The following is an 18,169-nucleotide window of genomic DNA, read 5'->3' on the forward strand; positions in this document are numbered from 1 at the left end:
GGACTGACGCTCGCCGACGTCGACGGCGTCTGCTACGCCGGCATGGCGACGGGGCTGGCCGAGTTCCTCGGTATCCACCCGACGTTCGTCGACGGGACGACCGTCGGCGGGTCGAGCTTCGAGGTGCACGTCGAGCACGCGGCCGCCGCGATCGCGGCCGGGCTGTGCGACGTCGTCGTCGGTGTGTACGCCGCGACGCCGCGGGGCGACCGTGCCCGCCGCGACGGGCAGGCGCAACGCCGCCCGCCGTTCCCCGGCCCGAACCCGATGCTCGAGTGGGAGATGCCGTACGGGCTCGCAATGCCGATGGGCGCGTACGCGCTCGCCGCGAGCCGCCACATGGCGGTGTACGGCACGACGCCCGAGCAGCTCGCCCAGATCGCGGTGTCGACGCGCGCGTGGGCGTCGAGGAACCCGCGCGCCCGCTACCGCGATCCGATCACCGTCGACGACGTCCTCGCGTCGCCTATGCAGGCGTCACCCCTGCACCTCCTCGACTGCTGCCTCGTCACCGACGGCGCGGGCGCGTTCGTGCTCACCTCGGCAGAACGCGCGCGCGACCTGCGCAAGCCGCCCGTCCTCGTGCTCGGTGCCGCCACGTGCGGCGACCACCAGATGATCAGCCAGATGCCGGACCTCACGACGACGGCCGGGGCGCGCAGCGGGCCGGCCGCGTTCGCGATGGCCGGCGTCAAGCCCGGCGATGTCGACCTGCTGATGGGCTACGACTCGTTCACGATCACGGCGCTGCTCCACCTGGAGGACCTCGGGTTCTGCGCGAAGGGGGAGGGCGGTCCGTTCGCTGCGGACGGGAAGCTCGGGCCCGGTGGCGCGCTGCCGATGAACACGAACGGCGGCGGGCTGTCGTACACGCACCCGGGCATGTACGGGATGTTCCTCATCGTCGAGGCGGTGCGGCAGCTGCGCGGCGAGTGCGGCGACCGTCAGCTCGACGACCCGCACATCGCGGTCGCGCACGGTTCCGGCGGCGTGCTCTCGACGATGGGCACGCTCGTCCTCGGCACGGATGCGACACGGTGACGCAGCGCGCCGTCCCACCGGTGTCGGAGGTTGCCGCGCCGTTCTGGGACGCGACGCGCGAGCGCACGCTGGTCCTGCAGTGGTGCACGCGATGCGAGCAACCCGTGCACTATCCGCGGGAGGCGTGCCCGCGCTGCCTCGGGACGAGCTTCGAGTGGTGGCCCGCGTCGGGTGCTGCGACCGTGCACGCGGTCAGCGTGCAGCACCGTCCCGGACCGGGCCGCGACGCCGCCGACGGTCCGTACGCGGTCGCGCTCGTCGACCTGCCCGAGGGCGTCCGCATGATGACGAACGTCGTGGGTTGCGCCCCCGGCGCGGTGACGGTCGGCATGGCGGTGCGCGTCGCGTGGGAGCCGCTGCCGGACGGCCGTCACCTTCCCGTGTTCGCTCCGGAGCCCTGACCGCGAGGAGAGGGGACGCGATGCCCGTCCAGCTCGACGACCTGCGCGAAGCGACGCGGGACGGCATGGCGCTCGCATACTGGGCCGCGCGCCAACCCGACGTGCCGGCGATCGTCTCGCCGCACGGGGATCGCACGTTCGCCGCGCTCAACGCGCGGGCGAACGCGCTCGCCCGGGCACTGCGGTCGCGCGGCCTCGTCCCCGGCGACGCGATCGCGTTGCTCGTCGGGAACCGGCCCGAGTTCGCGGAGGTCGTCGCGGCCGCGCAGCGCGCCGGCCTGCGGTTCACGCCGGTGAACTGGCACCTCACGGGCGACGAGGCGGGCTACGTCGTCGACGACTGCGACGCCAAGGCGTTCGTCGCCGACGCGCGCTACGCGAGCAGCGCGGCCCGGGCCGCGGACTGCGCGCCGGGTGCGCGCGTGCGACTCGCGGTCGGCGGCGCGATCGACGGCTTCGAACGCTGCGACGACGTGGTCGCCGGGTACGACGACTCGGATCTCGACGACCCCGTCGTCGGCTCGTCGATGCTCTACACGTCGGGCACGACCGGGCGCCCGAAGGGTGTTCGCCGCAAGGCGACGCCCTCGGCCGTCGGCAATCTGTTCCGGTACCGGGCCGGCGAGGACGTGCACCTGTGCACCGGCCCGCTGTACCACGCGGCACCGCTCGCCTTCTCGCTCGTGTCGCCGTTGCACGCGGGCGTCGGCGTCGTCGTGATGGACGGGTGGGACGCGCGCGAGACGCTCGCTCTCGTGGCGCGCCACCGCGTGACGCACTCGCACATGGTCCCGACGATGTTCCACCGACTGCTCGCGCTGCCCGACGACGTGCGCGCGGGTGCAGACGTCTCGTCGCTGCGCCTCGTGCTGCACGGCGCTGCGCCGTGTCCCGTGCACGTCAAGCAGGCGATCATCGACTGGTGGGGGCCCGTCCTGCTCGAGTACTACGCGGCGACGGAGGGCCTCGGCACGTTCGTGACGAGCGAGGAGTGGCTCACCCGCCCCGGGACCGTGGGCAAGCCGTTCGTGCCGGGCAGCATCCGCGTGCTCGACGAGCACGGCGACGACGTGCCGCCCGGCGTCGTGGGAACCGTGTACCTGAAGTCGCTGCCCGGCGCGCGCTTCGAGTACCACCACGACCCCGTCAAGACGGAGTCCGCGTACCGCGGCGACTTCTTCACGCTCGGCGACGTCGGCCGTCTCGACGAGGACGGCTACCTCTACCTGACCGACCGCAGCAGCGAGCTGATCATCTCGGGCGGCGTGAACATCTACCCGGCCGAGGTCGAGGCGGAGCTGCTCGCGCACCCCGCCGTCGCGGACGCGGCCGTCATCGGCGTGCCCGACGAGGACCTCGGCGAGACGGTGATGGCCGTGGTCGAGGTGCGGGACGGCGTCGAGACGTCCGACGCGCTCGCCGAGGAGCTCGTCGCGTTCTGTCGCGACCGCATCGCGCACTACAAGTGCCCGCGCACGGTCGACTTCGTCGACGCGCTCCCGCGTCACGACAACGGCAAGCTGTACCGGCGGCTCCTGCGCGACCGTTACCGCGCGGCAGCGGTGGACGCGGGAGGGTCGTCGTGAGCGGCATCTGCGAGGGGCGCGTCGCGGTCGTCACGGGCGCAGGACGTGGCATCGGACGCGGTCACGCCCTCGAGCTCGCACGTCAGGGCGCGCGCGTCGTGGTCAACGACCTCGGCGCGAAGGTCGACGGGACCGGGTCGTCCGCCGGGCCCGCGGGCGCGGTCGTCGACGAGATTCGCGCCATGGGCGGTGAGGCGGTCGCGAACGGCGACGACGTGTCCGACTGGGACGGAGCCCACCGCCTCGTCGACACGGCGATCGAGCGGTTCGGGACGATCGACGTGCTCGTCAACAACGCCGGGATCCTGCGCGACCGCATGCTGGTCAACATGACGGAGGCGGAGTGGGACGCCGTCGTCCGCGTCCACCTCAAGGGCACGTTCGCGCCGACCCGTTGGGCAGCCGCGTACTGGCGTGAGCGCGCCAAGGCCGGCGACGCGGTCGACGCCCGTGTCGTGAACACGAGCTCGACGTCGGGTTTGTTCGCGAACCCCGGCCAGTCGAACTACGGCGCGGCGAAGTCCGGGATCGCGACGTTCTCGATCATCGCGGCGAAGGAGCTGGGCCGATACGGCGTGACCGTCAACGCGATCGCGCCGGGCGCCCGGACGCGGATGACCGAGAACCTGCCCGGCGTCGCGTCCGCGCCGGCGCCCGAGCCGAGCGCGTTCGATCCCCGCGCGCCGGAGAACGTGGCGCCCCTCGTCGCGTGGCTGGCGAGCCCCGAGGCGCGCGACGTGACCGGCCGGGTCTTCCTCGTGAGCGGCGGGCGGATCGCCGTCGCGCGCGGGTGGGAGCGCGGACCGTCGGCCGAGCGCGACGCGCGCTGGGATCCCGCGGAGCTGGGCGACGTCGTCGGGCCGCTGCTCGAACAGGCGGACGCCTGAGCGACCGGTTCTAGACTGAGCGCTTCGCGGGCTGTGGCGCAGCTTGGTCAGCGCGTCGGTCTGGGGGACCGAAGGTCCCGGGTTCAAGTCCCGGCAGCCCGACCACGGTGAGCAGCGGCGAGCGGGCGAATCGCGTCGTCACCTGCGTGAACATCGCGGCCCGTCGTTCGCGTGGACCGGACCGGGAACCACGGGTGCGTGCCCACCCGGCGTGCGAGTGACGATCACCGGCGCGCGATGTCCCTGACTGGGACGTCGCGCAACGACCGGGGGATCCCGAAGGCCCGAGGTGTCGCCGACCGGCATCGAGAACCCGTGCCGCTGTGCGAACAGGAGGTCCCCCGCCATCGTGTCGAGACCCGTCGAGATCGAGAGGATCACGAAGCCCGCGCCATGAGCGGCAGTCGCGAGGTCCTCCTCGGCACGCACCGCGAGGCGCGCCTCGAGCGCCTCCGAGACGCGCTCCACGTAGCGGGCGAGCGTCGCGTACTGAGCGTCCCGTAGAGGACTGCGCGACGCTCGTCGCTGTCGCCGTCGTCCAATGGGCCGGGACGGTACAGCGGGCGCTGACACTCGCGTCAGGAAGCGCGATCCGGGTGCCTGGGAGCACGCTCGGATGGGTACCGAAGTGCCCGTGGACTCCGTGTCGCGCGTCGCGGTGGTCGGCGCAACCGGGTTCGTGGGCCGCGCGATCGTGGAGCGACTCGCGGCTCACGGGCACTCGGTCGTCGCGATCTCGCGACACGCCGACGCGCGCCTGGCGCGAGCCGGAGTCGAGCTCGTCGAGCGCGACGCGAACGACGAGGAGGGGATGGCCGAGGCGCTTCGTGGTGTAGACGTTGCGTTCTACCTGGTCCATTCGATGCAAGAGGAAGGCTTTCGCGACCGCGATCGCGCTCTTGCACTCGCGTTCGGACGTGCCGCCGCCGCGGCCCGGCTCGAGCGGATCGTGTACCTCGGCGGTCTCGGTGACGCGCCCGCCTCCGAGCACCTCGCGAGCCGTCAGGAGGTCGGTTCCTTGCTCGGAGCGGCTGGGGTACCCGTCGTCGAGCTTCGGGCTGCGATCGTCATCGGCGCGGGCAGCATCTCGTTCGAGATGCTCAGGTACCTCACCGAGCGTCTTCCGCTCATGGTGTGTCCGCGTTGGGTACGCACACGCATCGAGCCCATCGGTGAGCGTGACCTTCTCGACTACCTCGAATGCGCCATGACGGTCGCGCCGGGCGTGTACGAGCTCGGCGGCCACGAGGTGACGACATATCGCGACATGATCCAGGCGTACGCGAAGGCGCGCGGGCTCCGTCGCCGCTTCATCGTCGACGTGCCGTTGCTGACGACCCGCCTCTCCTCGTACTGGGTCGATGCCGTGACGCCGGTCGACCGCTCCGTCAGCCATGCGCTCGTCGAGAGCCTCTCGACGGAGGTCGTCGTGCGCGATCCCGTGCACACACGAGCGGCCTTCCCCGGTGTGCATCCGGTCGGCGTCGCGGACGCGATACGCGAGGCCCTCGATCGCCAGGTGGAACGGGCGGCGGACGACCTCTTCGAGCGCGACGCGGACGTCGTGGACGGCGTGTCGTCCATGCGGGTCGAGCTCACCATCGACGCTCGCCTGGAGTCCGCCATCAGCGCGGACCTCGCGCGTGTGGGTGGTGACTATCGCTGGTACGGCGCGGTGCGCGGGTGGCGTCTGCGGGTCGCCCTCGGTTGGCTCCTCGGCGAGCGTCTCCGGCTCCAGCGTGGTGCGAGACCGCTCGCGCTCGGCACCGCGGTCGATTGGTGGACCGTTGCTCGGACGGCTCCTGGCGAGCTCGTGCTGCGTGATCGCAGCTGGGTCCCGGGTGAGGCCTGGCTCGGCTATCGCGTCGGAGCGGGTCGTCTGCTGACGGTGGGGGCTATGCGCACGCGCGGAGTGCCGGGACTCCTCTACTGGCTCGCGCTCCGGCCGATCCACCGGCGCGTCTTCGTCGCGATGGCGCGCGAGCGCGTCATGCGTGCTGACGCGAAGGAGCGCGTGGCGCGCCCCGCGGCGCGGACACGATGCGAGCCGGATAGCCGAGGCCGCGGCGCATTCCCGGCTCGAGGTTCCACGGCTGGTGGACCGAAGCGTTCGTGATCTTCCGAAGCTCGGGCACGTAACGGCGTACGTACCTTCCGTCAGGGTCGAGCCGCTGTCCTTGGCGTACGGGATTGAACACCCGATTCGGGCGCGAGTCGACGCCGGTGCCGGCGACCCATTGCCAGTTGCCGACGTTGTTCGCAACGTCACCGTCGACGAGGAGGTCGAAGTAGTGCGCGGCACCGCGACGCCAGTCGACGTTGAGGTGCCGGGTGAGGAACGACGCGGTGACGAGCCGGAGGCGGTTGTGCATCCAGCCTTCGGTGGCGAGCTGCCGCATCCCCGCGTCGACGAACGGGTAACCGGTTCGGCCGCGTTTCCACGCGTCGAGGGCACGCTCGTCGTCGGACCAGGTGATGTTGCGGTCGCGGAGGTCGACGGCCGTGGTGTCAGGGCGCGCGGCGAGAAGCTGATGGTAGAAGTCGCGCCAGCACAGCTGACGGACGAACGCGTCGCCGCCCGGGCTGCCTGTCGCCCGGTCCTCGAGCTCGCGTGGTGAGACGCATCCGAAGTGCAGGTACGGCGAGAGCCGCGACGTCGCGTCGTCGGCTGGCGCGTCGTGGTCGCTGGCGTAGACGTCCAGCAGCTCGCGCAGCCAGGTGGTCATCACGGCGCGACCTGCCGTCTCGCCCCCCGGTGGACGCGACGGTGACTCGGGGCCCGTCACGAGGGTGTGTCGCGCGGGCGAGCGACCGGTTCGCAGCGTCGCCGGCACGGTGAGACGTCGTGGTGGGAGGAGCACCGTCCTCCTCGGGATCGCGCGCCACCGCTTCCAGTAGCTGCTGAAGACCTCGTAGTGGTCGCGCGCGGAGGGTCGGAGCTCGCGCGCACCGACGACGGTCGTGCCGGGGAAGGTGCACAGCTCGATGCGCGCGTCGTCGCACGCTGTGCTCAGCCGGTCCGTCCGGCGCCGTGCGTACGAGCTCACGTCCTCGGTCACGAAGATCGCCTCCGCGCGCGCCTCGTGGACGGTGCGCATCGTCTCGCGCACGACGTCTCCGGAGCGGCGGCAGAGACGCCCGCCGAGCTGACGTAGCGACGCGTCGAGATCGGCGAGGGACTCGACCAGAAACGCCATGCGGTTGGGACGGGCGAGCTCCGTGCTGACGATCGCTTCGTCGAAGACGAACAACGGAACGATCTGTTCGGCGCGAGCGGCGGCGGCGTGGAGTGCGGGCTGGTCGTGGATGCGCAGGTCGCGCGTGAAGAGAACGACGACGGTCCGCATCAGCGGTTCGGACCCGAGCGCGCGACCTCGGATTCGACGAGGTCGAGGAGCACGTCGGCCGCGAGGCCCGGGTCGCACGCGGCTTCGGCCAGCGCTCGCGGAAGGGCGCCGGCCTCGTGTCGAGTGCGCAACGATTCGCGCACCGGTCGTGGAAGCGCGAACTGGTTCGTTTCGTCGGTGACGACGAGCTCCTCGACGTCGTCGCTCGGGGCGAGGTGCTCGACGACGGCACGCACGGCGGACTCGGGAGTCGACGCACCCGCCGTGACGGCGACGTCGCCGCCCACCCCCGGTGGGATCTCCTCGGGCCCTCCGACGCGGTGGACGTTGGCGCAGAGCTCTCGTGCGATTGTCACGAGCGAGGCGACGTTCGACGACGATGCCGATCCGACGACGATCGTCGTGTCGCACGAGCCGGCGGCCCGTTGCAGCGCGCGCTGACGGTTCGTGGTCGCGAAGCAGAGATCGGCTGTCGGAGGCGTCCAGACGCTCAGGAACCGATCGTGGGCCTCCTGCACGAACGCGCTCCACTCGTGCTCGGACAGTGTCGTCTGGGAGAGGAGCGCGACACGGGTCGACGGTGGGCGCACGGCGGCGAGATCGTGCGGCGACTCGACGAGCTCGACGGTCGAGTCGATCGCGAGCGTGCCCTCCGCTTCGTCGTGCCCTGCTCGGCCTGCGTACAGCACGGTGTCGCCGGCTGCAAGACGCGCTCGTAGCTCACGGTGCACCTTCGTGACGAGGGGACACACGGCGTCGACGACGACGTCGGCGCGGCGGCGTGCTCGCTGAACGACGTCGGGCGCCGAGCCGTGCGCGCTCAGTACGACCGTGCCGCCGGCGGGAACGTCGTCGACGTCGTCCACGAAGACGACGCCGAGCCGCTCGAAGCGTGCCACGACGTCTTCGTTGTGCACGATCGCGTGCACGCAGTACACGGGCGGGTCGTACAGCACGACCGTCCACGCGAGCGTCTTGACGGCTGCCTCGACACCGGCGCAGTAGCCGCGTGGAGACACGAGCACGACACGACGGACGTCCACAACCCGGGCAACTTAGTGCTAAAACTCAGCGCCGGCAAGACCAGACCTCGGTACGGTTGCCGCCCCCGGGGAATTTAGTGATAAACAGGTCGTCGGCCGGTCGATCCGTCGAGGAGCTCCGCGATGTCCACTGCGATGCCTGTCACCGTCCCGGCTCGCGAGTGCGCGCCGGGCGGCACGCTCGAGGGGCCCGCGCGTCGGGTCGAAGCACACCTCGCCGTCTTCCTGCGCGGGCGCACCGAGCACTGGGAACGCGAGGACTTCGGGCTGCGCGCGCTGCACGACGTGCTCCGCGACTTCGTCTTGACCGGAGGCAAGCGACTTCGCCCCGCGTTCTGTCACTGGGGTCATGTGGGTGCTGGCGGTGATCCCGATGACCCCGATGCGGTTACCGCCGGCGCCGGGTTCGAGCTCCTCCACGCGTTCGCCCTGCTCCACGACGACGTGATGGACGGGTCGGCGAGCCGTCGTGGCCGGCCCGCCGCGCACGTCGCCCTCGCCGTCGAGCACGCACAGTGCGGCTGGAACGGCGAGTCGCGCCGCTTCGGTGAAGGGCTGGCGGTCCTCCTCGGCGATCTCGCCTTCGCGTACGCGGACGTGCTCGTGCGCGACCTCGACCCCGCGGCCCGCGCCGTGTGGACCGATCTGCGCGTCGAGCTCACGATGGGGCAGTACCTCGACGTGACCGGTGCTGCACGTCGCGATCGGGACCTCGTCCGGGCGCGTCGCGTCGCGCGCTTCAAGTCCGGGCTCTACACGGTGGAGCGTCCGCTGCACCTGGGCGCCGCTCTCGCCGGACGGCTGGACGACCTCGCGCCCACGTACACGGCGTACGGTCGGCCGCTCGGTGAGGCGTTCCAGCTCCGCGACGACCTGCTCGGCGTGTTCGGGGACACGGCGACGACGGGGAAGCCCGTCGGTGACGACCTGCGCGAAGGCAAGCCGACGCTGCTGCTCGCCCTCGCGACACGACGATGTCCGGTAGGGGGGCGGCCGCTCCTCGCCCGTGTCGGTCGCGACGATCTGCGTGACGACGAGATCGACGACCTGCGCACGCTGTTCGAGGACTGTGGCGCGCGCGGTGCCGTGGAAGTCGCAATCGAGCGCCGTGTCGAGCGGGCACTGGGCGTGTTGCGTGCCGCACCGATCGTGGACGAGGCACGTGACGCACTGCACGAGCTGGCGTTGGCCGCAGCATGGCGTGAGCGATGAGCGCCCGCGCGTCGTCGGTACGTCGCACGCGCGTCGTCGTGGTCGGCGCCGGGCTCGGTGGCCTCTCCGCGGCGTGTCATCTCGTCGGCCGCGGCCACGATGTCACGGTCGTGGAGCGTGACGCCCTGCCCGGTGGGCGAGCGGGGCGCGTCGAGCTCGGGGGATACCGGTTCGACACGGGACCGACGGTGCTGACGATGCCCGAGCTCCTCGACGCGACGTTCGGTGCGGCCGGGTTCGAGACGCGCGAGTTCGTCGACCTCGCGCCGGTCGACCCCATCTACCGGGCGACGTTCGCCGACGGCAGCACCATCCGCGTGCGGCGCGACCGCGACGCGATGGTCGAGGAGATCCGATCGGTGTGCGGAGCGCGCGACGCCGCCGCCTTCGACGCCTTCTGCGACTGGCTCGGCGGCCTGTATCGCCTCGAGATGACGCACTTCATCGACCGCAACTACGACTCGGTGCTCGACCTCGCGCGGCCCGTCAGGCCGCTCGTCGGGCTCGTGCGTCGGGGCGGGCTCGGGAAGCTCGCGGCACGCGTGGAGCGAACGTTCGCCGACGACCGCTTGCGTCGGCTGTTCAGCTTCCAGGCGATGTACGCGGGCCTGGCGCCGTACCAGGCGCTCGCTCTCTTCGGCGTGATCACGTACATGGACACGGTTCGTGGTGTGTTCTTCCCTCGGGGCGGGATGCACGCGATCCCCGCTGGGCTCGCAGCCGCAGCCGAGAAGGCCGGTGTCAGGTTCCGCTACTCGACGCCGGTCGAGCGGGTGGTGCTCGAGCGCGACACGTCCGGACCGGTACGCGGCGTGCGGCTGGCGTCGGGCGAGAAGCTCGACGCCGACGCGGTCGTCTGCAACCTCGACCTGCCAGTCGCGTATCGCACGTTGCTGGCCGGGCTCCGTCCGCCACGGGTGACGCGGACCGGCCGGTACTCACCGTCCGCGCTCGTCTGGCACGCCGGCGTCCACGGGTCGCCGCCGGCGGACGCGGCCCACCACAACATCCACTTCGGGCGCGCGTGGAAGGAGTCCTTCCGCGCGTTGATCGACCATGGGAACCGGATGCCGGACCCCTCCATTCTCGTCAGCATCCCCACGCACGGCGATCCGTCGCTTGCGCCGGACGGATGCTCGATCGTCTACGGCCTCGAGCCGGTGCCGAACCTCGACGGCTCCGTGAAGTGGGATGTCGAACGCCGCCGTGCGCGCGACGAGCTCGTGACGCGGATCGCCGCGCTCGGGTACCCCACGGACGTCGACGTCGAGCAACTGGTCGACCCGCACGACTGGGAACGGCTGGGGATGGAGCGCGGGACGCCGTTCGCGCTCGCGCACCGCTTCCTGCAGTCGGGACCGTTCCGTCCCCGCAACGTCGACCGACGCGCCCCTGGTCTCACGTTCGTCGGCTCGGGAACCGTGCCGGGTGTGGGGATCCCGATGGTGCTCGTGTCGGGGCGCCTCGCCGCAGAACGCATCGAGCGCATGGAACGCGTCCCGTGAATGCCGACCGTGCGGCCTACGCGCGCTGCCGCCGCGTCAACCGTGCGCACGGGACGACGTACTACTGGGCGACGCAACTGCTCCCGCGGGTGAAGCGCCCGCACGTCCACGCCGTGTACGCGTTCTGCCGGTACGCGGACGACATTGTCGACGAGCTCGGGCCGGCCTCGCCGGGCGCCCGACGTGACGCGCTCGACATGTTCGAGCACCGCTTCTTCACCGATCTCGATGCCGCCGCCTCCACCGACCCCGTCCTGCGCGCCGTCGTGCGGACCGCACGACTCCACGGAATCGAGCGCGACGCGTTCCGCCGGTTCCTCTCGTCGATGCGTGCCGACCTGACCGTCGACCGGTACGAGTCGTGGGACGACCTGTGCGCCTACATGGACGGCTCCGCGGCCGTCATCGGAGAGATGATGCTGCCGATCCTCGAGCCGGCGAGCGCGGACGCGCTCGGACCGGCACGGGACCTCGGCCTCGCGTTCCAACTGACGAACTTTCTCCGCGACGTCGGTGAGGACCTGGAGCGTGGTCGCGTGTACCTGCCGCAGGAGGACCTCCGCAGCTTCGGCGCAGATCCGTTCGCGCGCCGGGTGACGCCGGCGTGGCGTGAGCTCATGACGTTCGAGATCCAGCGGGCGCGGCTGCTCTACGCGTCGGCTGATCGCGGGATCGCGATGCTCCCGACGCGCTCCGCCCGGTGCATCGGAGCGGCGCGGTTGCTCTACTCGCGCATCCTCGACGAGATCGAGACAGCGGACTACGACGTGTTCTCGCGTCGCGCTCGCGTGTCGACGCGCGCCAAGCTGCTCACGGTCGCCGCGGCACGGAGGCGCTCCGTGCCGCGTGGTGCGGCGCCGTGGTAGCGGTCGCGGGCGCGAGGAAGCCGTAGGGCGGACCGCCCGACGCATGGTGCGTGCGGTGCGCGGTCGCGACGGCGTGGAGGTAGCGACCACGCACGAACGGCGTCCCGGTGAGTCGGCCGTGCAGGCAGATGTCGTGGACGAGCGCGTACGCGGCACCGTACGTGGTCACACCGGCTCCGGTGGGGAGCAGCACACGCCATCGCGGCCGCGCTGCCCCGAGCGCCATCGCCCCGACCGTCGCGGCCGCGAACAGCGCCGGATAGAGGTCGTTGCGCTGCAACCCGCCTGCCGGGCGCGCGTGGTGACTCCGATGCCACGTCCACCCGCGGCGGTGCATCACGAAGCGGTGGGTCAACGCTGCGACGGGCTCCATCGCCACCGCCGCGCCGGCCGCGACGACTACGGCACGCGTCCTCACGGGGTCGCCTCGACGGCCGCGCGCGGCGTGAGCATCCGCAGCAGACGGGCGCGGTTGTACCGCTGCACGACGACGCACGGCACGTTCGCGAGCACCGCGTACACGGCCATCGCGACCGTGAGCGGCGCCGGGTTCCACAGCGCGAACAGCGGTGCGAGCGCGGCGACCGCCCAGTGCACGAGCTCCGCGCGACGGGTCTCCTCCACGAGTCGCTGCAACGATCCGACGTCGCGACCGACGAGGTGACGCTTCGCCACGCCACCGCGAAACACGGTTCCGGCATCGGGCAGCAGCCGCTTCCATCGCCGGACCCGAAGCTGCTCGTAGCGCCGGCCGTCGCGCTCCCACGCCCGAGGTCGGGTGACCGACGTGTCGCGGGCGAACAGCGTCCGAGGGACGCGGTGACCCGCGTAGCCTACCGCCGTTCCCCACGCGGCCCATGCGGCCGCGTCCAGCCCGATGGTCGCGACCGACGCGTTCACGAACGACCTGCCGGGACGACGCGTCCGCGCCAGCGCACCGGGCGGCGCGTGGCGACGCGCGACGAGCCGAGCGCGAAGAGCACGAGGAACGCGACGAGGGGGACGGCGAACAGCGCTGCAGTTCCCGCACCGAAACGTCCGACGCGACGCATCAAGACGAATGCCTGTGCGCCGTAGGCACCGTAGGACACGAGCGCGGCGCAGGACGTGGCGAGCGCGCCGTGTGTGACCAGGGAGGGGATCGCGCCCACCGCGAGGGCGCCGGCGGCGAGCGAGCCGGTGATCCACGCCACCGCGACGGCGAGGCGCACGGGCGGCAGCGAGCTCGCGCCCGCGAGCAGATTCTTGCTCCATCCCTCCACGAGGCGGGCCGGGCCGTCCGGGTACATCCGGAACCGCATCGCCCCGCCGCCCGTCAAGGACGTGGCGGGAACACCGTACTCGGCTGCTCGGCGGGCGAGCGCGAGGTCCTCGGCAACCTCGCTGCGCACCGCCGCGTGACCGCCGATCGCGAAGTACGCGTCACGCGTGACCGCGATCGCCGCGCCGAAGACGACGGGACGCCGCCACCAGCCGCGCGCCTGCGGGCCGCCCGTACCGGCGCCGATGACCGCGACGACGTTGCACCACGCGGAGAGCCGCTCGTACGGGCGCTCGACACGGTGCCACGGCTGGACGGACACGATGCCACCGCTCGCCGAGGCGCGACGTGCGAGTGCGGCGACCGCACCGGGCGCAGGCTCGGTGTCCGCGTCGAGGAAGACGAGAACGTCGCCGTCGGCGGCCCGCGCGCCGCGCCAGCATGCCCACGCCTTCCCCGTCCAGCCGGCGGGCGCATCGACCGGCACCACGCGTGCACCCGACGTGCGGGCGATGTGCGCGGTCTCGTCCGTCGATGCGTCGTCGACGACGACGACCTCGTACGGATGGGGCGAGGCCGCGCCCAGACACGCGAGCAGACGTGGAAGGCGACGCGCCTCGTCGCGAGCGGGGATGATCACGGAGACGCGCGGCGCGTTGCCGGGTCGTCCACCGGTGTGAGACGCGAGCTGATGGCGCCGGCCCGCGAGCAGACAGCCGCCCAGCCATCCCGCGACGAGCAGCGCGACCGACCAGGCGTTCACAGCGGACCGATCGCGCGGCGGCTGCGCCCGCGACCGGCCCACTCCCACAAGAGGAGCACCAGCGCGAGCAGCGCGAAGCCGAACAGGAAGTCCTCGACCGGGATCGACCAGGGAAATCGGACCCCGATCGTCGCCGCACTCCGATAGCGGACGATCGGCGCACTCCGCTTGGTGAGCCAGCCGTCGACGGGAATCTGGAACGCGAAGCAGATGACCATCGTCACCCAGAATGCGACACGCCGGAACAGACCGGTTCGCAGTAGGGCGAGCTCGAGCGCGACCACGGCGACGACCGCACCGGCTGCCGTGCCGGTGTACTCAGGCACGCCGCGTGTCCCGCTCGAGCAGGCCTCCGACGACTTCGTACGTGAGCAGGGCGCAGAGTGGGACGACGACGAGGAAGACGAGCTCCTCGAGCGGGATCGCGACCGGCGCCTGCCAGCCGGTGACGTAGCGCCTGGCGAACCACCAGTCGCCACGCGCGATCGCGACTGCGTCCCACGCGGCGAACAGTGCGACCGCGGGTACGAGCGCGCACAACGCGCGTGCCGGGCTGCGGTAGACACGAGCACCGAGGACGAGCTCGAGCGGCAGCGTCACGACGATGCACGCACCCATCAGGGCGAGGTACTGGAACTGGTCCACGAAGGCCCTCCCGACAACCGCCGCGACTTTAGCGATAAATGCTACGGTGCGCCGTCCCCGGGGAACGGAGTGGGATGCCGGATCGACAGCGCGTGCTCTCGCTGGAGGAGGCCGCCGAGCGTCTCGGCGTGCACTACATGACGGCATACCGGTACGTCCGCCTCGGACGGCTCCCCGCCCGGCAGGTCAACGGGCGATGGACGGTTCGCGCGGCCGATGTCGCGGCGCTCACCCGTCGAGCTCACGCCCCACGTGCCCGCACGGCACCGCGATTCTCGCAGTATCGCGATCGGCTGCTCAGGCGCCTCCTCGAAGGCGACGAGGCGGGAGCGTGGGGTGTCGTCGAGGCTGCCCTCGCAGCCGGCGCGCAGCCTCGCGACATCTACCTCGGCGCCCTCGCACCCGCCCTTCGCGAGGTCGGCGATGAGTGGGCTGCCGGGAGGATCACGGTGGCCGACGAGCACCGCGCCGCTGCCGTCGCGAGCAGGCTCGTCGGGCGTCTCGGCCCGAGGTTCGCGCGTCGGGGCCGACGCCGGGGAACGGTCGTGCTCGGCGGTGCGCCCGGCGACGAGCACGGACTGCCGGCCGCGATCCTCGCTGACCTGCTTCGCGGCGAGGGCTACGCAGTGGTCGACCACGGCGCGAACACGCCCGTGGATTCGTTCGTCGGCGCAGCGCGCGGTGCGGACGCGCTCGTCACGGTCGGAGTCAGTGTCGCGACCGGTGGGAACGAGCGACGCGTCCGGTCCGCGGTACGAGCCCTCCATCGCGCCGTGCCCGGCGTGCCTGTCCTCGTCGGGGGTCCGGCCGTCCCCGACGACGACACGGCGCGCTCGCTCGGCGCCGACGGCTGGGCCGCGGACGGAGCCGGCGTCGTGACGGTCCTCGAAGCTCTCACGCGTCGCGGGGCGTGACGCAGACCTTCCCTCCACGCAGCCCTACCCTCCCCGTGCCCGACGAGCGAGCGCTCGAACGACCGCAAGAGATCAGGAGCGCGACGAGACGATCGAGAGCGACTTCACGACGAAGCCGAGCCCTGTCGGCGACGGCTGAAAACTGACCCCCTATCGACGGCCGAAAACTGACCCCCCTTCCTTGCGGTCCACCACTTGGGGTGGTGGGCCTCGGACCCTGGCTCGGTGCCGAGCTGGGGAGGAAGGACGTGATCAGCGTGGAGGGCTGGGCCGAGATCCGTCGGCTGCACCGTGCGGAGGGGGTCTCGATCAAGGAGATCGCGCGCCGTCTCGGCATCGCTCGGAACACGGTGCGCGATGCGCTGCGTTCGCAGGAGCCGCCGCGTTATGAGCGACAGCGACGTGAGTGGGCGGTCGACGCGTACGAGGACCGGATCCGTGATCTGTTGCGCGCGCATCCTCGGATGCCGGCGACGGTGATCGCGGAACGGGTCGGCTGGGAGCGCGGCCTGACTCAGTTGAAGGTGCGGGTCCGCGAGCTGCGGCCGTTGTTCGTGCCGCCGGATCCGGTGCAGCGCACCGAGTACGCGCCGGGCGAGTTGGCGCAGTGGGATCTGTGGTTCCCGCCGGTCGACATCCCGTTCGGGTTCGATCAGCACGGCCGGCCGCCGGTGCTCGTCGGCGTGTCGGGCTATTCGCGCTGGCTCGTCGCTCGCATGATCCCGTCGCGTGAGGCGCACGACATCCTCGGCGGGCATCTCGCCTGTCTCGTCGAGCTCGGCGCGGTCCCGCGCGTTGGTGTGTATGACAACGAGGCTGCGCTCGCGTCGCGTCACGGTGGCCGGGCGAAGCCGACGGAGGCGTTCGACCGGTTCCGTGGTGCGCTCGGCATGGGTGCGGTGTTCTGCAAGCCCGGTGATCCCGAAGCCAAGGGGCTGGTCGAACGCGCGAACCGCTATCTCGAGACGAGCTTCCTGCCCGGTCGCGACTTCGCGGATGTCGATGACTTCAACAGGCAGCTCACGGCATGGTTGGTGAAGGCGAACACGCGCACGCATCGGACGTTGCGGTGCGCGCCAGCGGATCGGATCGTCGAAGACCGCGAAGCCATGATGGCGTTGCCGCCGGTGCTGCCCGATCCGTCGTGGCGGTTCGCGACGCGGATCGCTCGTGATCATCACGTGCGGGTCGGCACGTGTGACTACTCGGTGCACCCCCGTGCGATCGGTCGGCGGGTCGAGGTGCACGTCGACCTTCAGGACGTGACCGTCACGCTCGCACGCGACGAGGTTGCGCGGCATCGCCGGTCGCTCGCGAAGCACCGGACGGTCACTGACCCGGCGCATGTTCGTGCACGCGAGGCGCTGCGCCACACGAGCGTCGTGGTGCTCGACGACGGGGACCAGGTCGAGATCCGCGATCTCGCCGTCTATGACCGGGTGCTGGGAGTCGCGTGATGGCCGGACGTGTCACGAAATCGAAGAGTGATCTCGCGTTCTTGTGCCGCGCGCTCAAGGCACCGTCGCTCGCCGCCGCGATCGACCGGCTCGCGGATCGCGCCCGCGCCGACGGTTGGACCCATGAGGAGTTCCTCGCCGCGTGTCTCGAACGCGAAGTCGCCGCCCGTCAAGACCACGGCGGTGAAGGCCGCATCCGCGCCGCGCGGTTCCCCGCGCGCAAGACGCTCGAGGACTTCGACTTCGACCACCAACGATCGCTCAAACGCGATGTGATCGCGCATCTCGGCACCCTCGACTTCATCGACGAACGCGGCAACGTCGTCTTCCTCGGACCGCCCGGCACCGGCAAGACCCATCTCGCGATCGGCGTCTCGATCCGTGCCTGCCAAGCCGGTCACCGCGTCGCGTTCGCCACCGCCGCGGAATGGGTCGCCCGTCTCGGCGACGCGCACGCCCAAGGACACCTCCACGACGAGCTCCGCCGGCTCGGACGCATCCCGCTGCTCGTCATCGACGAAGTCGGCTACATCCCCTTCGAAGCCGAAGCCGCGAACCTGTTCTTCCAGCTCGTCTCCGCCCGCTACGAACGCGCGTCGGTGATCGTCACCAGCAACAAGCCGTTCGGCCGCTGGGGTGAAACCTTCGGCGACGCGACCGTCGCCGCCGCCATGATCGACCGGCTCGTCCACCACGCCGAAGTCATCTCGCTCAAAGGCGACAGCTACCGCCTCAAGGACCGCGACCTCGGGAGGGTGCCCCACGACGACGCCGCGTGACCAACACCCCGGCGAGGGGGGGTCAACTTTCAACCGTCGCCAGAGGGTCAAGATTCGGCCGTCGTTGACACACGACCTCGGTCGCGCGCCGGCAAAGATCGCCCGAGCTTTACTGGACGGCGCGGGCCCGCTCGATCTCCGGCACGGGTCCGTCATCGCTCATGTCCGCCTGCCGTTCGTTCCCAGGGACCGCCCCGGCGCGTCACAGAGGAAGCGCGCCGGGGCGGCCCCGATGCTGAGAGTCCCTACCCGGGCGGCGCGCCTACCCACTGCGCACTCGCGAACACGCTTCCTGTCGTGCCCGTCAACTTCGCGCATCGCATGCCGATACGGAACCGCGAGGGCAGCCACGAACGAGTCGACGGAGCACTCCATGAGTCGACGCCCGCCGCGAGAGCGCGCGAACGCGCAGCCAGGCCCCTTAGAGCGTTGGGAAACCCGTGCCCTCGTGTTCGTCGTCCT

At 71.4% G+C, this 18,169-nt stretch carries 18 protein-coding genes, 1 tRNA gene and 1 pseudogene; 12 read left to right on the top strand and 8 right to left on the bottom strand.

The annotated features are described in order from the left end of the window. The 5 genes from VFC33_07775 to VFC33_07795 form a co-directional block, all read left to right on the top strand. Window positions 1-1,041: acetyl-CoA acetyltransferase (locus VFC33_07775; GenBank protein HZR13136.1), on the top strand; the 1,041-nt coding region annotated here is incomplete at its 5' end. Next, a complete protein-coding gene (locus VFC33_07780) occupies window positions 1,038-1,442 on the top strand; it encodes an OB-fold domain-containing protein (GenBank protein HZR13137.1) in 405 nt (134 codons plus the stop codon). The genes VFC33_07775 and VFC33_07780, both read left to right, overlap by 4 nt. A 20-nt stretch (window positions 1,443-1,462) precedes the next feature. Continuing rightward, entirely contained in the window at window positions 1,463-3,028 is a 1,566-nt protein-coding gene (locus tag VFC33_07785; GenBank protein ID HZR13138.1) for an AMP-binding protein, read from the top strand. Further along, complete coding sequence (locus VFC33_07790) at window positions 3,025-3,915, top strand: SDR family oxidoreductase (GenBank protein HZR13139.1); 891 nt, start codon at window positions 3,025-3,027, stop codon at window positions 3,913-3,915. Before VFC33_07785 ends, VFC33_07790 begins: the two co-directional genes overlap by 4 nt. 27 nt (window positions 3,916-3,942) lie before the next feature. Continuing rightward, window positions 3,943-4,020 (top strand) — tRNA-Pro (locus VFC33_07795). Between the two features lie 33 nt (window positions 4,021-4,053). Here VFC33_07795 and VFC33_07800 read toward each other — a convergent pair. Continuing rightward, window positions 4,054-4,383, bottom strand: coding sequence for a hypothetical protein (locus VFC33_07800; protein HZR13140.1), 330 nt, complete (start codon window positions 4,381-4,383; stop codon window positions 4,054-4,056). A 148-nt stretch (window positions 4,384-4,531) separates the two neighbouring features. Here VFC33_07800 and VFC33_07805 point away from each other — a divergent pair. Further along, window positions 4,532-5,878: pseudogene (locus VFC33_07805) on the top strand (DUF2867 domain-containing protein). A 25-nt stretch (window positions 5,879-5,903) separates the two neighbouring features. Here the strand turns inward: VFC33_07805 and VFC33_07810 are convergent. Together VFC33_07810 and ispH are read right to left on the bottom strand one after the other, a co-directional pair. After that, window positions 5,904-7,262 carry a deoxyribodipyrimidine photo-lyase gene (locus VFC33_07810; GenBank protein ID HZR13141.1) on the bottom strand — a complete coding sequence of 453 codons (1,359 nt, stop codon included), beginning with the start codon at window positions 7,260-7,262 and terminating at the stop codon, window positions 5,904-5,906. Next, window positions 7,262-8,305 (bottom strand): 4-hydroxy-3-methylbut-2-enyl diphosphate reductase, encoded by a 1,044-nt coding sequence (gene ispH, locus VFC33_07815; GenBank protein ID HZR13142.1) that lies wholly within the window; start codon window positions 8,303-8,305, stop codon window positions 7,262-7,264. The genes VFC33_07810 and ispH overlap by 1 nt, the downstream gene beginning before the upstream one ends. A gap of 123 nt (window positions 8,306-8,428) precedes the next feature. Here ispH and VFC33_07820 point away from each other — a divergent pair, with 123 nt between their 5' ends. From VFC33_07820 to VFC33_07830, 3 genes are read left to right on the top strand one after another with little or no spacing between them, the layout of a single operon-like run. Beyond that, entirely contained in the window at window positions 8,429-9,517 is a 1,089-nt protein-coding gene (locus VFC33_07820) for a polyprenyl synthetase family protein (GenBank protein HZR13143.1), read from the top strand. Then, entirely contained in the window at window positions 9,514-11,022 is a 1,509-nt protein-coding gene (gene crtI, locus VFC33_07825; protein ID HZR13144.1) for a phytoene desaturase family protein, read from the top strand. The genes VFC33_07820 and crtI overlap by 4 nt, the downstream gene beginning before the upstream one ends. After that, window positions 11,019-11,888 (top strand): phytoene/squalene synthase family protein, encoded by an 870-nt coding sequence (locus VFC33_07830; GenBank protein ID HZR13145.1) that lies wholly within the window; start codon window positions 11,019-11,021, stop codon window positions 11,886-11,888. Before crtI ends, VFC33_07830 begins: the two co-directional genes overlap by 4 nt. Here the strand turns inward: VFC33_07830 and VFC33_07835 are convergent. From VFC33_07835 to VFC33_07855, 5 genes are read right to left on the bottom strand one after another with little or no spacing between them, the layout of a single operon-like run. Further along, on the bottom strand, window positions 11,833-12,306 hold the full coding sequence (locus tag VFC33_07835) for a beta-carotene hydroxylase (GenBank protein HZR13146.1): 474 nt from the start codon (window positions 12,304-12,306) through the stop codon (window positions 11,833-11,835). The two genes, VFC33_07830 and VFC33_07835, sit on opposite strands and share 56 nt — an antisense overlap. Next, complete coding sequence (locus VFC33_07840) at window positions 12,303-12,788, bottom strand: hypothetical protein (protein ID HZR13147.1); 486 nt, start codon at window positions 12,786-12,788, stop codon at window positions 12,303-12,305. Before VFC33_07840 ends, VFC33_07835 begins: the two co-directional genes overlap by 4 nt. Further along, window positions 12,785-13,912: a glycosyltransferase family A protein gene (locus VFC33_07845; GenBank protein HZR13148.1), complete on the bottom strand. Its 1,128-nt coding sequence runs from the start codon at window positions 13,910-13,912 to the stop codon at window positions 12,785-12,787. Before VFC33_07845 ends, VFC33_07840 begins: the two co-directional genes overlap by 4 nt. Continuing rightward, window positions 13,909-14,238: a lycopene cyclase domain-containing protein gene (locus tag VFC33_07850; GenBank protein ID HZR13149.1), complete on the bottom strand. Its 330-nt coding sequence runs from the start codon at window positions 14,236-14,238 to the stop codon at window positions 13,909-13,911. Before VFC33_07850 ends, VFC33_07845 begins: the two co-directional genes overlap by 4 nt. Beyond that, on the bottom strand, window positions 14,231-14,557 hold the full coding sequence (locus tag VFC33_07855; GenBank protein ID HZR13150.1) for a lycopene cyclase domain-containing protein: 327 nt from the start codon (window positions 14,555-14,557) through the stop codon (window positions 14,231-14,233). Before VFC33_07855 ends, VFC33_07850 begins: the two co-directional genes overlap by 8 nt. A gap of 74 nt (window positions 14,558-14,631) precedes the next feature. Between VFC33_07855 and VFC33_07860 the strand changes: the two genes are divergently transcribed. The 3 genes from VFC33_07860 to istB all read left to right on the top strand — a co-directional run bounded on the left by VFC33_07860 (window position 14,632) and on the right by istB (window position 17,707). Continuing rightward, on the top strand, window positions 14,632-15,471 hold the full coding sequence (locus VFC33_07860; GenBank protein ID HZR13151.1) for a B12-binding domain-containing protein: 840 nt from the start codon (window positions 14,632-14,634) through the stop codon (window positions 15,469-15,471). 248 nt (window positions 15,472-15,719) lie between these two features. Beyond that, complete coding sequence (gene istA / locus VFC33_07865) at window positions 15,720-16,928, top strand: IS21 family transposase (protein ID HZR13152.1); 1,209 nt, start codon at window positions 15,720-15,722, stop codon at window positions 16,926-16,928. Beyond that, on the top strand, window positions 16,928-17,707 hold the full coding sequence (istB, locus tag VFC33_07870) for an IS21-like element helper ATPase IstB (protein HZR13153.1): 780 nt from the start codon (window positions 16,928-16,930) through the stop codon (window positions 17,705-17,707). The genes istA and istB overlap by 1 nt, the downstream gene beginning before the upstream one ends. Window positions 17,708-18,169 lie beyond the last annotated feature (462 nt).

This window comes from Acidimicrobiia bacterium (genome assembly GCA_035651955.1).
Taxonomy (GTDB): Bacteria; Actinomycetota; Acidimicrobiia; order IMCC26256; family JAMXLJ01; genus JAMXLJ01.